Here is a 12801-nt window from a genome sequence, read left to right as displayed (position 1 = left end):
CGGTCGCGATTGGCGTTCCGCGTGTATCGACCGACAATCCACGATTGGGCTGATTGCCGTTGACGAAGCTGCGCTCCGAACCGTTCAGCGACTGGCTGATGCTGCGGCTGACCGCACCCATGATGTTGAAGCCATCTTCGTCCAAGTCGCCATAGCCACCAGTCGCCGACAAACGGTAAATATTGCCTCCGCCCGCTTCGGTTACATCGGTGAAGGCGTTGAGAGCAAGGCCCTGAAAATTGGTTTTGGTGATGAAGTTGATAACGCCGCCGATTGCATCGGTTCCGTAAATGGCCGATGCGCCATCCTTCAGGATTTCGACCCGCTCAAGTGCGGCAATAGGAATTTGGTTCACATCGACGGCAGAGCCCGTCAGGCCGTGCGCCGCGACACGGCGTCCGTTGAGCAGCACCAATGTCGAGGCAGCACCCTGTCCGCGCAAATTGGCCGCCGACAAACCATTGGTGCCGCGCTGCGCGCCGGAAGTCACGTCGGCATTCGACGCCAGATTGTCCGCACCATTGCCGTTGGTCGACAGGAACGAGATAAGCTGTTCAGGGCTGTTAATCCCTTCACGCGTGAGGTCATCCGTTGTGATGACCTGCAACGGCAAGGCGCTCTTCGTCGGATCCTGCTTAATCCGCGATCCGGTCACGATGATGGCGGCACCTTCATCCTCAGCCGTTTCAGCAGATGTCCGCGGCAATGAATCTTGCGCAAATGCTGGCGCGGTGAGGCAACTGGCCAACAACAATATCGCCGTTTTTGAAGTTTTCATAAAAATCCCCTTCCTCGTTCCGGCTCGGTCCCGAACCTTGATTATGTTGGCAAGTTATTCCGGCCCATCGGGCAATGCAACTGCATTTAAGCCTAAAGGACAAAGAAACCTAACGAGATTGCGCCTTGTTCAGCACTTTGTCTACTTGGCGGGTTGAAAATTGGCCATATGAGGCGCAAAGGAAACCTATGCTGTCTCAAAAAACCCGCTACGCCATTCGCGCCATGCAGCATCTTGCCGACCATTATGGCAAAGGCACGGTGCAGCTCGCCGATATTGCCGAAGCGCAAAAAATTCCGCCGAAATTTCTGACCGTCATATTGTCCGAACTGTCGCGTTCCGGCTTGGTGGCGTCGCAACGTGGCAAGGACGGTGGCTATTGGCTGGGCGTTTCACCCATTGACATCAGTTACGGCGACCTCATCCGCATCATGCGGGGTTCATTGGCATTGGTTCCCTGCGCCAGCCGCTATGCCCACGAAACGTGCAAAAATTGCGTGGAGGAAGAAAATTGCCGCACACGTGCATTGATGCTTCAGGTGCGCGACAAGACGGCCAATCTGCTCGACGGCATCAATCTGACGGATGTCGTGGACGCCGACACTTACCTTCAGGTGGCGGAATAAAGCGCCCATAATCCGGCTGGCGCACAAACAGAACCTTTCGGCGTTGAAAGCAAAATCTGTTAGCGAATCATATTGTCAATTAAATTAGTTGAGTTTATCCCTTTCTTGTCCTAGAGGCAGACGGGTCATCCGGATGCATCTGTTTTTGCGAAAGATAGACCTATGCGATTTCGTGCCACCGGGCCTTCACTGGCCCTGATAACTATACTTGCGCTATCAACCCCGGCTTATGCCGAAGATGTAGCCACCAATGCTATGGCCCTTGATCTAACGGCAACCAACAGCGGCGCAGAGGCGCAGGACGAACCAAATCGCGGTGATGTGATCATCGTCACCGCACGCCGCCGCCAAGAAACTGCGCAAGAAGTACCCCTGGCCATCTCAGTCATCCGTGGCGACAGCATTGAATCCACCGGCAATTTCAATGTGGTGAAGCTACAGCAGCTTGCCCCTACTCTACAGGTCTATGCGTCAAACCCACGCAATACCGCCGTTAACATTCGCGGACTCGGCGTGCCATTTGGCCTGACGAGCGATGGCTTTGAACAAGGCGTCGGCATCTATGTTGACGATGTCTACAACGCCCGCGTCGCCGCCGCGACCTTCGACTTTCTCGACGTCGAACAGGTTGAGGTTCTGCGCGGGCCGCAAGGGTCCTTATATGGCAAAAACACCACAGCCGGAGCGATCAACATCACCACCAACCAGCCGACCTTCAACCTGGAAGCCCGCGCAGAAGTGACATTTGGCAACCTCAATTTCAAACAAGCCAAAGCCGCAGTTTCGGGACCATTGTCGGATAGTGTGGCCGCGCGCATTGCCGTGTCGACAACCGCGCGGCGGGGCACGATATTCAACGTGACCAGCGACCGTTACATAAATGAACAGGACAATTTCGGCCTACGTGGCACATTATTGTTCCGGCCAAATGATGATCTCGATATCACTTTGTCCGGAGACTATAGCCGCCAAAACCCCGAATGCTGCGGCACCGTTTTTGTGCGCGTGGGAACCACACAGCGGCCCCTGGCGCGCCAATATGAGGCGCTGGCTGCGGCACAGAATTTCCGCGTGGTATCGCGCAACCCATTCGACCGACTTACGGATATTGATGCACCGCTCAACGCCGGCAACGTCATTGGGGGCGCATCGTTAAGGACCAAATGGGATGTTGGCCCCGGCACGCTGACGTCGATTACGGCATGGCGGTTTTGGGATTGGAAGCCGGAAAATGACCGCGACTTCACCGCCCTGCCGATTGTGAGCGCGTCGCAAAACCCGTCACAGCAGGACCAATATAGCCAGGAATTCCGCTATAATTATGCAGGCAACCGTGTCGACTTCGTCATTGGCGCCTTTGGCTTTAATCAGCGGATTGATACGCAAGGCTTTGAACAACAAGGCGCAGCATCCAGCCGTTGGAACCTGACAGGCGCGTTTGCAACCAATCCCGCCGTTTTGGCTGGCCTTACCGCCCGCAACACGCAGTTTCTCAAAAGCACCAGCTTTGCACTTTTCGGGCAGGCCAGTTGGAAAGTCACCGATGCGCTAACGATTCAACCCGGCGCGCGGATCAACTATGACAAGAAATCGGGATTTTATCAGCGTTTGGTGACAACCGGATCTGGGACAACGCTGACCTGTCCGCAACCGGCTGGATCGATCGGCGCGGCGCAATGCGGGGTATTTACCCCGCAAATCAGCGCGCCTTCGGTCAGCGACTGGAATTTCAGCTATGACCTGAATGCAAACTACAGGCTGGCGGAGGATGTTCTTGTGTATGCAAGCTACGCCAAAAGCTTCAAAACTGTCGGCATCAATCAAAATGGCCTTCCACTGGATAGCGCGGGCGTGCCCATTGCCGCCTCGGGCGTGGTAAAGCCAGAATCGGTCAATCATTTCGAACTGGGCATAAAAACCCAGTTTTGGGACCGCAGAGCGACATTTAACCTCACCGCTTTCCGCACGAACATCAAAAATTATCAGGCGACGGTAACCAATGGCCAATTGGGCGTGCTACGCGGCTACCTCGCCAATGCGGGCAAGGTGCGGTCACAAGGGTTAGAGGCAGACTTCAAAATCCGGACAAGTGACCGGTTTAGCGCGTATGTGAATGGCGCATATACCGACGCGCAATATGCGCAATTTGTCGACGCACCTTGCCCGCCAGAATTGGCTGGCGGCACGATTGTTGGCGCGGGCCAGACACCAAGCGCGCCCGGAACCCCCGGCGGACTAAGCCCGGCCAATTGTGATATTTCCGGGCAGAGCCTTCCTGGCGTATCCAAATGGGCCACGTCTTATGGCGCGGAGGTCAATATCCCGCTGACGTTGCTTGCGACCGATGGGCAAATATATGTCGGATTTGACGGCAATTACCGGTCGGGTTTCTCGTCGAACCCCTCGTCTTCAATCTATACGAATATAAAAGGCTATGCTTTATCCAATTATCGCGTCGGTTTCCGCTCGGATAATTTCGATGTTTACGGTTGGGTTCGCAATGTCTTTGACGTGCAATATTTCGAACTGCTTCAGGTCGCCCCAGGCAATGTCGGCCTGATTGCGGGACAGCCCGGCGATCCGCGCACATTGGGTGCGACCATCAAGTTCAACTTCTGATGCACGCACGGCAGGCAAAGCAGTATCCGGCGCTAAACACATTCTTGGGTGTTCCAAACAAATTCGTGAGATACAAAGCGGTGGCTAAAGAAGTGACTCCCGATTATGCATTCGCCGTTCCATCGCAAAAGGCGAGATTTGGATGATTGAATATATTGCCAATATCGATTGGGCGGCGGTTGCGCCTTACATCGCCGTTGGCTTTGCAGCGCAATTGGTCGATGGCGCGCTTGGCATGGCCTTTGGCGTGATTTGCAGCACTTTGCTGGTCAGCGTGATGGGCGTCGCACCTGCCCGCGCATCGGCTGGTGTCCATTTCGTTGAGATGTTTACCACCGGCGCATCGGGCATCAGCCATGTCTTGCACAAAAATGTCGATTGGAAACTGTTTGCCCGCATTGCGATTCCCGGCGTCATTGGTGGCTGCACGGGCGCGTATTTGCTGGCCAGCATCCACACCGAAGCGGCGCGGCCGTTCGTTATGGGATATCTGACGCTTATCGGCTTCTACCTTTTGTATAAAGCTTGGGACTTTACACATGCACATAAGCCGCGTGATCCCAAGGTCACCATGCCACTTGGCCTGATCGGTGGCTTTCTCGACGCCTCTGGCGGCGGTGGCTGGGGACCAGTGGTCACGTCCAACCTACTGATCCAAGGCGCAGACCCCCGCAAAACCATCGGCACGGTCAATACGGCGGAGTTTTTCCTGACCGTTGCCGTGTCGCTCACCTTCATTCTGACCATCGGGTTAGAAGCCTTTACCGTGGTAACTGGCGGCCTTTTGATCGGCGGATTGCTCGCCGCGCCCTTTGGTGCCTTGGTCGCAAAACGCATTCAACCGCGCATATTGCTGTTCGCGGTCAGCATCGTCCTTATCGCAACGAGCCTATTCAGCCTCTACAAAGCGCTCACCTGATTCCGCTGTAAGCTTGCTTTTCGCGGGCAACCCACATATAGGCCCGCGCTTGCCGTCCATGGTCATCCCTGGAGGCGTGGCGGCAAAGTAACTTTTTTGGAGAATCAACATGAGCGATCAGCTGACATTGTCGGCAGAGACGCGCAATGGGGCAGGCAAGGGAGCCTCCCGCGAATTGCGTCGTCAAAACCGAGTGCCCGCCGTAATTTACGGCAACAAACAAGAACCCGAACTTATCCACGTTGAGGAAAAGGCGCTCATCAAATTGTTGATGACTGGCCATTTTTCCAACAGCGTCGTCGAGATCGAACTTGGTGGCAAAAAACAGATTACGATTCCAAAGGATGTTGCCTTTCATCCTGTCAGCGATCGTCCCATGCATGTAGACTTCCTGCGCATCGTCAAGGGCGCAAAGGTCGATGTTGAGGTTCCCGTGATGTTCGTCAACGAAGGCGCGTCACCCGGCCTGAAGCGCGGCGGTGTTTTGAACATCGTGCGTCATGAACTCGAACTCATCTGTGAAAATGACAAGATTCCTGACGACATCCAGATCGATGTCTCCGGCTTTGACATTGGCGATTCGATCCACATCAGCAATGTAAAGCTGCCCAAGGGTTCGGAAAGCAAGATCACCGATCGCGACTTCACCATTGCGACCATCGTTGCACCATCGGCGCTGAAGTCGACCGAGGGTGACACGACCGTCGAGGGCGAAGCGTAAGCTTAAATCTACACTAGCCCCTCCCCTTCAGGGGAGGGGTTGGGGTGGGGTCTATAGGGTAGTGCGGTGTCGAACGGCCTCACCCCCTCCCCTCCCCTGAAGGGGAGGGGTGCATATGCAATTATGGGTAGGTCTCGGAAATCCAGGCGCCACTTATGCGATGCACCGGCACAATATCGGTTTCATGGCGCTTGATGCGCTGGCCGAAATTCACGAACTGCCGCTACCTGCCAAGAAATTCTTGGGCTGGGTGCAGGAACTTCGGCTTGGCTCCGACAAAATCATTCTTCTAAAACCCGCAACGTTCATGAACGAAAGCGGCCGCAGCGTGCGCGCGGCGATGGATTTTTATAAGCTTGAACCCAAAGACGTCACCGTCTTTTACGACGAACTCGACCTTGCCCCATTCAAGGTGAAGGTTAAATTTGGCGGCGGCGCGGCGGGCCATAACGGCATTCGTTCGATTACCGACCATATCGGCGCAGAATTCCGCCGCGTCCGTTTGGGCATTGGCCATCCGGGCAACAAAGACCGCGTCACCGGCTATGTCCTTGGCAATTTCCACAAAAGCGAGATTGACGATCTGGCGGATTTGCTGGGCGCAGTCTCAGCCGAAGCCGATTGGCTGGCCAAGGGCGATGACGTCCGCTTCATGAACGACGTCGCCATGCGGTTGCAGCAGGATTAAGGCCGTTTAACGACACTTGCGTCATCGCATTAGATGGACTTGCTGCCGAACGTCGCCTAGGGCCGCTGCATATCATTATTGACGAGGACAACATGGGTTTCAAATGCGGTATTGTGGGCCTTCCCAATGTGGGCAAGTCCACCTTGTTCAATGCGTTGACGCAAACGGCGGCGGCGCAGGCGGCGAACTATCCCTTCTGCACGATTGAACCCAATATCGGCAATGTCGCCGTCCCCGACCCGCGCTTGCAGACCATCGCCAAAATCGGCGGCAGTCAGAAGATTATCGAAACGCAATTGGGCTTTGTCGATATTGCTGGCCTCGTGCGCGGCGCGTCCAAGGGCGAAGGCCTTGGCAACCAGTTCCTTGGTAACATCCGCGAAGTCGACGCGATTGTCCACGTGCTTCGCTGTTTCGAAGATGACGACATTCAACATGTCGACAACAAGATCGACCCGATTTCGGACGCCGAGACCGTCGAAACCGAATTGATGCTGTCCGACTTGGAAAGCCTTGAAAAACGCGTTCCCAACCTCGTCAAAAAAGGCACGCAGGGCGACAAGGAGGCCAAAATCAGCGCGCTTGTATTGGGCCGCGCGCTTGACCTATTGCGCGATGGCAAGCCCGCCCGCCTGACCAAGCGCGACGATGCCGAAGAAGAACGCCATTTCCAAATGGCGCAGCTTTTGACCGCGAAACCGGTATTGTATGTCTGCAACGTCGAAGAAGCGAGCGCCGCCAATGGCAATGCTTTGTCCGCACGCGTTTTTGAAAAGGCCAAGGCCGAAGGCGCAGAGGCCGTGGTCGTATCCGCCGCGATTGAGGCCGAGATCTCCACGATGCCGACCGAAGACCGCGAGGTTTTCTTGGAAGATTTGGGCCTCACCGAGACTGGCCTCGCCCGCGTCATCCGCGCAGGCTATGAATTGCTTGACCTCATCACCTTCTTCACCGTCGGCCCCAAAGAAGCCCGCGCTTGGACCGTCACCAAAGGCGCGACAGGGCCCAATGCGGCAGGCGCGATCCACAGCGATTTCGAAAAAGGCTTCATCCGCGCCGAAACCATGGCCTATGAAGATTATGTCCAATATAATGGCGAAGCAGGCGCGAAAGAAGCGGGCAAATGGCGCTCAGAAGGCAAGGAATATCTCGTCAAAGACGGGGATATCATGTTGTTCCGGTTTAATGTTTGAGGTGGGTGCGCTGGCCAGTCGTCATCCTGAACTCGTGTCGGGATAACGCACGGCGGCTTACGAAATACGGCCAACCCCCAGCGTAACGGAAGTCACAATACAAGCTTTGGTTGAGCTGCTGGAATAGCTTCGGGCGATTATCTCTCGCTTTGGGTGGGGAGTAGACAGTCCGCTATTAGCGAGAAATTTAAAAATGCAGACGTTCCCGCCGATAGAGGGCTTTACCGAGCAAAACGCCAAATTTTCCCGAAGATCGCCGGGTTTAGTGGGATTTATATCTAACAGGTGGTTCAAAAATACCTGCAGCTGCAACGCGGTGAATTGCCTCAGCTCGGAGCCGACGAGTCGGTCCGTCAACAAATTGCACAATCGCAGCCCTTCGTTGCGCGGGTTCGGATATTTCAAGGGATTTAAATTCGAGACTCAGTTGCGCTTCGTCGCTTTTTCCCTTCGCCATGGCCGTATCCTTTTCCCCTGCTTCCTAAACATGCTCTTTTTGAGCCAAATCTGCAATCACTTTATCTTCATAATGCGACCGTGCGTCGAGAGGCACACGAAAAATCGGAACTGCGTTTGCTCTCTCAGTCCGCGAGATACGCCCACCCATTTTTCGTGGCGCAGCTGGCTTGAATAGCCGGATAAAGTTTCTTGGAGCAATGCCGTCAAATTGACGGAACACAACCATTCCCACTTTGTCAGGTATTTCTGTGACAACATCAGCATGCAGTTTGGTTGCAAGACTCTTCATATACGGCTGGATATAGATAACGTTTACGATTCCAGCAGCAACAATATGCCTTGCGCAATTGTGACAGGGGTACGTGTTCGTGAACAACGTCGCTCCGACAAGTGAATGCTTTCCTTCACGTGCGACTGATAGGATAGCTTCCATCTCAGCATGGATCGAGCGAGAATACTCAATTAGGTCAGCGATTTCACTCCTTCCGACGCTTTCAAGAACAGCTGGAGCAAGCTCGCCTGAAACTTTACCAACTGCGGCAGCCGCTTCGCTTACCTTTGAGATGATTTTGGTCCTTCGAGTCTCGTTGTGACAAATTCCACCTGCCCAATTGTGGCAACGGTGGTCCTTATTTACGACGGCTTTTTGCACCTCGTCGTAACGTGAACGATCTTCCTCGATGTAGAGGCCACCGCCAAATTTTGGTACGTCATTCCAGCCTACCGCAATTAATTCACCCCGAGAAGAGACTATCGAAGCTCCAACTTGGCGCGACATACATGCCGAATTGGCTGATGCAGCATCGGCCTCATACATTGCCGATTCTGCTCGCGTCGGGGTGTGGATGGCGGTATCAAACACGATATCCAGAAACCTCTTGATACTCGTATTAAGCTCCTCGGGGCGGCGGTCGTTACAAACGAATAGGTCGGCTTCGACGAACAGTTTTCGGGTATTTTGCCCAAATGTCATCAGTTCAGCCTGATCGCGGGTCATGAGCTGATTTACGCTGTTCTCAATCGCACCACCATCGATGAGGCGTTGACGTCGTATTTCGTCAGGTGCGAACACGCCAACCACGCAAAGGCTTTCGCGGTATATGTTCCGCAGAAGCGCAAGTTCTTCGATGTTTTTCAACGAGTCGATGATATATGCGCGACGCCCTGGCTGCTCTACGTTGGCTGTGTATCCCCCTTTTTCTTCACGGTACAATTTTATCTTTTCTATGATTTTTTCGACGAGATACTCGTTTCCGAACCTCTGCCGAATAGCGTTACCGGCGTCCTGCATCGTTTGAATGTAGACGGCAAGGTCATCTTTGCTGGGCGGAACGATTTCGACAAGCGGGCACTGCCGTAAAATTATATCGCTTGGTTTGAAAATTGGGGCAACATCATAGCCAAAGTCGCCTGCGAGAACATCTCGAATTTGAGCGGCTGCTGTAGAGACGCCAGATCCGACAGGGCCAACAAACGCAATAACCAGCTCCTGCGAAAGTCGATCCGTGATCTCGTTGGCTAAAGTTGTGTCGTTTGCGGCTAAATTCTTATGGGCAGTTTGCATTAATCCCCCAAAAACATACATTCGATATGGCTCTGCTTAATATCTGTTTTCATTAAAACAAGCGCAAAAGCCATTGTGAACAAATGGCAGCTTTTGGGCGGCTATATCTCAATCTAAACGCCCGAAAAGTTGTCGTAAACAGACGCTCGCCGATCAAGGCAGCCCTGCGTTAAAACTAAAAACCGAAACAATTCACTTCCGCCCAAATAGCTTCTCCACATCGCCTAATGCCAGCTTCACCCAAGTTGGCCTGCCATGGTTGCACTGCCCGCTATGCGGGGTGACTTCCATTTCGCGGAGCAGGGCGTTCATTTCGGTGACGGACAGCACGCGGCCTGCGCGGACGGAGCCGTGGCAGGCCATGGTGGCGGCGACATGGTCGATGCGTTCCTTCAGCGATAGCGCGTCGTCATAAGCGGCGAGATCGTCGGCGAGGTCCTCCAACAACCCCTTGGCATCGCCATCGCCCAGCACGGCGGGCGTCGCGCGCACAAGCATTGCGCCCGGGCCAAAGCGTTCGACGTCCAACCCGAAGGCGGAAAGCTCGTCTGCCCGCGCCTCAAGCCGGTCGCAGGCGGGTTCTTCCAATTCCACGACTATGGGCAACAACAAGGCTTGCGATGGCACAAAGCCGCCCGCTGCCGCCATCGCCTTGCGCATGCGTTCAAGCACCAGCCGTTCATGCGCGGCATGTTGGTCAACGATGACAAGGCCGTCTTCGGCTTCGGCAACGATATAGGTGTTGGCGACTTGTCCGCGTGCAACGCCGAGCGGATTGCGCGCGCGGTCGGGGACGGGTGCATGCGCTTCGGCGGCCCTGCCCCATAAGGGCGCGAGGTCTTCGCCGGGTATCGCGCCCAAATCGGCAAAGCTGCTGCGGCTTTCATGGGTCGATGGATAGGCGGGACGCTGCCCATAATTCCCCTGATACGCAGGTGCCCCCAAAGTGGCAGGCCGCGCAAATATGTCGCCTTGCGCGGTTTGCATCGGTTCTTGCTGCCACGCGGCAAGCGCATCGGCGCTTGGCCGTTGCACGCTGCGAAAGCCGGATTGATCCAACGCATGACGCAGGCCCGATACGATCATTCCGCGAATGAGCGCTGGGTCACGAAAGCGCACTTCGGTCTTGGCGGGATGGACGTTCACATCGACCTGCGTCGGCGGCAGGTCCAGAAACAAGGCCACAACAGCATGCCGGTCCCGCGCCAGCATTTCGGCATACGCGCCGCGCACTGCGCCGATCAACAGCCGGTCCTTCACCGGACGGCCATTGACGAACAGGAATTGATGGTCGGCAACGCCGCGATTATAGGTCGGCAGGCTGGCCACGCCGCCAAGTCGCACGCCCTCGCGTTCAAAATCGAGCGCAACGCTATTGTCGATCAACTCATGACTGGTCAAAGCCGCCACACGTTCAGGCCGCGCGGAGGTAGGCTGCACCGCCAAAACGCGCCGCCCGTCATGTTCGACCACAAAGCCAATGTCGGGCCGTGCCATGGCAAGCCGCTTCATCGTGTCGAGCGCTGCGGCATATTCGGCGCGCGCACTGCGCAGGAATTTGCGCCGTGCGGGCACATTGCCGAACAGGTTTTCAACGCGCACCCGTGTGCCCTGCGGCAAGGCGGCTGGCCCCTCACCCGTCACCACGCCATGGTCCACCGTTCGCGTCCAGCCCTCGGCACCTGCGGGCCTGCTTTCCATCGTCATTTTGGAGACGCTGGCGATCGAGGGCAAAGCCTCCCCCCGGAAACCCAAAGTCGAGACCATTTCAATATCTTCATCGGGCAATTTCGATGTCGCATGCCGCTCAAGCGCCAATGCCATGTCCGATGGCGACATGCCGCAGCCATCATCGGTGACTTCGACCAGATCAATGCCGCCTGCACCCAAGCGCACCGATATATTGCGCGCACCCGAATCGATGGCGTTTTCCACCAGTTCCTTCAACGCGCTGGCTGGTCTTTCCACCACTTCACCGGCGGCAATCCGGTTGACCAGATTTTCGGGGAGCCTTCTTATTGACATCCGTAGGTTCCTAGCCCAAGCGCACAGTTCAGGCGACTCCTTAATCGTTCGCAATCCAGCCAAATATCTGTTTTGTAAAACAGCAAATTCCGCTAGGACCGCGCGATTATTTGAGCGCGCTCCAAAGGACTCTCACCAAACCGGATTGGGTGGATATTACATGGTATTTGGCAAGTTTTTCCGTTTCGCATCACAGGACATGGCTATTGACCTCGGCACCGCCAACACGGTCGTCTATGTGCGCGGCCAGGGCATCGTCTTGAACGAACCGTCTGTCGTGGCGATTGAAACCATAAATGGTATCAAGCGCGTAAAGGCCGTTGGCGATGACGCAAAGCTGATGATGGGCAAGACGCCCGACAGCATTGAGGCCATACGCCCGTTACGCGATGGCGTGATTGCCGACATTGATGTTGCCGAACAGATGATCAAGCACTTCATCCACAAAGTGCACGGCAAGCGCCGCATGTTTAGCTACCCCGAAATCGTTATCTGCGTTCCGTCGGGATCAACCTCGGTAGAACGGCGCGCGATTCGCGATGCCGCATCGAACGCGGGCGCATCGGAAGTGTTCTTGATCGAAGAACCGATGGCGGCCGCGATTGGCGCAGATATGCCCGTAACCGAACCCATTGGATCAATGGTTGTCGATATTGGCGGTGGCACGACTGAAGTCGCTATCCTGTCCTTACGCGGCCTTGCTTACACAACCTCTGTTCGCACCGGTGGTGATAAGATGGACGAGGCGATTGTGTCCTATGTTCGGCGACATCATAACCTGCTGATCGGTGAAGCCACGGCGGAGCGGATCAAGAAAGATTTCGGCACCGCCCGTCCGCCAGCCGACGGCATTGGCCAGACCTTGTTCATCAAAGGCCGCGACCTTGTGAACGGCGTGCCAAAGGAAATTTCGATCAATCAGGGCCAGATTGCCGAAGCTTTATCCGAACCGATCGGCACCATCCTCGAAGGTGTGCGCGTTGCGTTGGAAAACACCGCACCCGAACTTGCGGCAGATATCGTCGATCAAGGTATCGTTCTGACCGGTGGCGGCGCATTGATGGCTGGCCTTGACGAATTTCTGCGCGACGAAACCGGCCTTCCTGTCACCGTTGCCGAAGACCCGCTGACCTGCGTTGCCATTGGCACCGGCAGGGCCATGGAAGACCCGATCTTCCGCGGCGTCCTGCTCACCGCCTAAGGCGAGGT

At 55.4% G+C, this 12801-nt stretch carries 10 protein-coding genes; 7 read left to right on the top strand and 3 right to left on the bottom strand.

Going from position 1 to position 12801, the window contains the following annotated elements; all coding sequences use genetic code 11:
* Nucleotides 1-778, bottom strand: a 778-nt coding sequence (locus HEQ34_RS11060) for a TonB-dependent receptor plug domain-containing protein (RefSeq protein ID WP_296200368.1), incomplete at its 3' end; no start/stop codon positions are given.
* Nucleotides 779-966: 188 nt separating this feature from the next.
* On the opposite strand from HEQ34_RS11060, the gene HEQ34_RS11055 reads away from it, so the two are divergent.
* The 6 genes from HEQ34_RS11055 (at nucleotide 967) to ychF (ending at nucleotide 7544) form a co-directional block, all read left to right on the top strand.
* Entirely contained in the window at nucleotides 967-1404 is a 438-nt protein-coding gene (locus tag HEQ34_RS11055) for an Rrf2 family transcriptional regulator (protein ID WP_296200366.1), read from the top strand.
* Between the two features lie 255 nt (nucleotides 1405-1659).
* Nucleotides 1660-4023: a TonB-dependent receptor gene (locus HEQ34_RS11050; protein ID WP_296200370.1), complete on the top strand. Its 2364-nt coding sequence runs from the start codon at nucleotides 1660-1662 to the stop codon at nucleotides 4021-4023.
* A 142-nt stretch (nucleotides 4024-4165) separates the two neighbouring features.
* Nucleotides 4166-4942, top strand: a complete 777-nt coding sequence (locus HEQ34_RS11045) for a sulfite exporter TauE/SafE family protein (protein ID WP_296200365.1) — start codon at nucleotides 4166-4168, stop codon at nucleotides 4940-4942.
* Nucleotides 4943-5051: 109 nt separating this feature from the next.
* Nucleotides 5052-5663, top strand: coding sequence for a 50S ribosomal protein L25/general stress protein Ctc (locus HEQ34_RS11040; RefSeq protein WP_296200364.1), 612 nt, complete (start codon nucleotides 5052-5054; stop codon nucleotides 5661-5663).
* 115 nt (nucleotides 5664-5778) lie between these two features.
* Nucleotides 5779-6351 carry an aminoacyl-tRNA hydrolase gene (pth, locus tag HEQ34_RS11035; protein ID WP_295492613.1) on the top strand — a complete coding sequence of 191 codons (573 nt, stop codon included), beginning with the start codon at nucleotides 5779-5781 and terminating at the stop codon, nucleotides 6349-6351.
* Nucleotides 6352-6443: 92 nt separating this feature from the next.
* On the top strand, nucleotides 6444-7544 hold the full coding sequence (gene ychF / locus HEQ34_RS11030) for a redox-regulated ATPase YchF (protein WP_296200362.1): 1101 nt from the start codon (nucleotides 6444-6446) through the stop codon (nucleotides 7542-7544).
* A 481-nt stretch (nucleotides 7545-8025) separates the two neighbouring features.
* Here ychF and HEQ34_RS11025 read toward each other — a convergent pair whose 3' ends face one another.
* Nucleotides 8026-9567: an anti-phage dCTP deaminase gene (locus tag HEQ34_RS11025; RefSeq protein WP_296200361.1), complete on the bottom strand. Its 1542-nt coding sequence runs from the start codon at nucleotides 9565-9567 to the stop codon at nucleotides 8026-8028.
* Nucleotides 9568-9759: 192 nt separating this feature from the next.
* Nucleotides 9760-11592 (bottom strand): DNA mismatch repair endonuclease MutL, encoded by a 1833-nt coding sequence (gene mutL / locus HEQ34_RS11020; RefSeq protein WP_296200360.1) that lies wholly within the window; start codon nucleotides 11590-11592, stop codon nucleotides 9760-9762.
* A gap of 160 nt (nucleotides 11593-11752) precedes the next feature.
* Between mutL and HEQ34_RS11015 the strand changes: the two genes are divergently transcribed.
* The gene (locus tag HEQ34_RS11015; RefSeq protein ID WP_296200353.1) at nucleotides 11753-12793 is read left to right on the top strand and encodes a rod shape-determining protein; all 1041 of its coding nucleotides are present in this window, start codon (nucleotides 11753-11755) and stop codon (nucleotides 12791-12793) included.
* Nucleotides 12794-12801: the final 8 nt, after the last annotated feature.

It is taken from the genome of Sphingorhabdus sp. (assembly GCF_023910635.1).
In the GTDB taxonomy this organism is placed as follows: Bacteria; Pseudomonadota; Alphaproteobacteria; order Sphingomonadales; family Sphingomonadaceae; genus Sphingorhabdus_B.
This window is presented reverse-complemented; position numbering and strand designations above follow the sequence as displayed.

Coding starts and splice junctions, on each gene's coding strand:
- HEQ34_RS11045 (WP_296200365.1), top strand. CDS start 4,166: ATGATTGAATATATTGCCAATATCGATTGGGCGGCGGTTGCGCCTTAC.
- HEQ34_RS11040 (WP_296200364.1), top strand. CDS start 5,052: ATGAGCGATCAGCTGACATTGTCGGCAGAGACGCGCAATGGGGCAGGC.
- pth (WP_295492613.1), top strand. CDS start 5,779: ATGCAATTATGGGTAGGTCTCGGAAATCCAGGCGCCACTTATGCGATG.
- HEQ34_RS11050 (WP_296200370.1), top strand. CDS start 1,660: ATGGCCCTTGATCTAACGGCAACCAACAGCGGCGCAGAGGCGCAGGAC.
- HEQ34_RS11055 (WP_296200366.1), top strand. CDS start 967: ATGCTGTCTCAAAAAACCCGCTACGCCATTCGCGCCATGCAGCATCTT.
- HEQ34_RS11025 (WP_296200361.1), bottom strand. CDS start 9,567: ATGCAAACTGCCCATAAGAATTTAGCCGCAAACGACACAACTTTAGCC.
- ychF (WP_296200362.1), top strand. CDS start 6,444: ATGGGTTTCAAATGCGGTATTGTGGGCCTTCCCAATGTGGGCAAGTCC.
- HEQ34_RS11015 (WP_296200353.1), top strand. CDS start 11,753: ATGGTATTTGGCAAGTTTTTCCGTTTCGCATCACAGGACATGGCTATT.
- mutL (WP_296200360.1), bottom strand. CDS start 11,592: ATGTCAATAAGAAGGCTCCCCGAAAATCTGGTCAACCGGATTGCCGCC.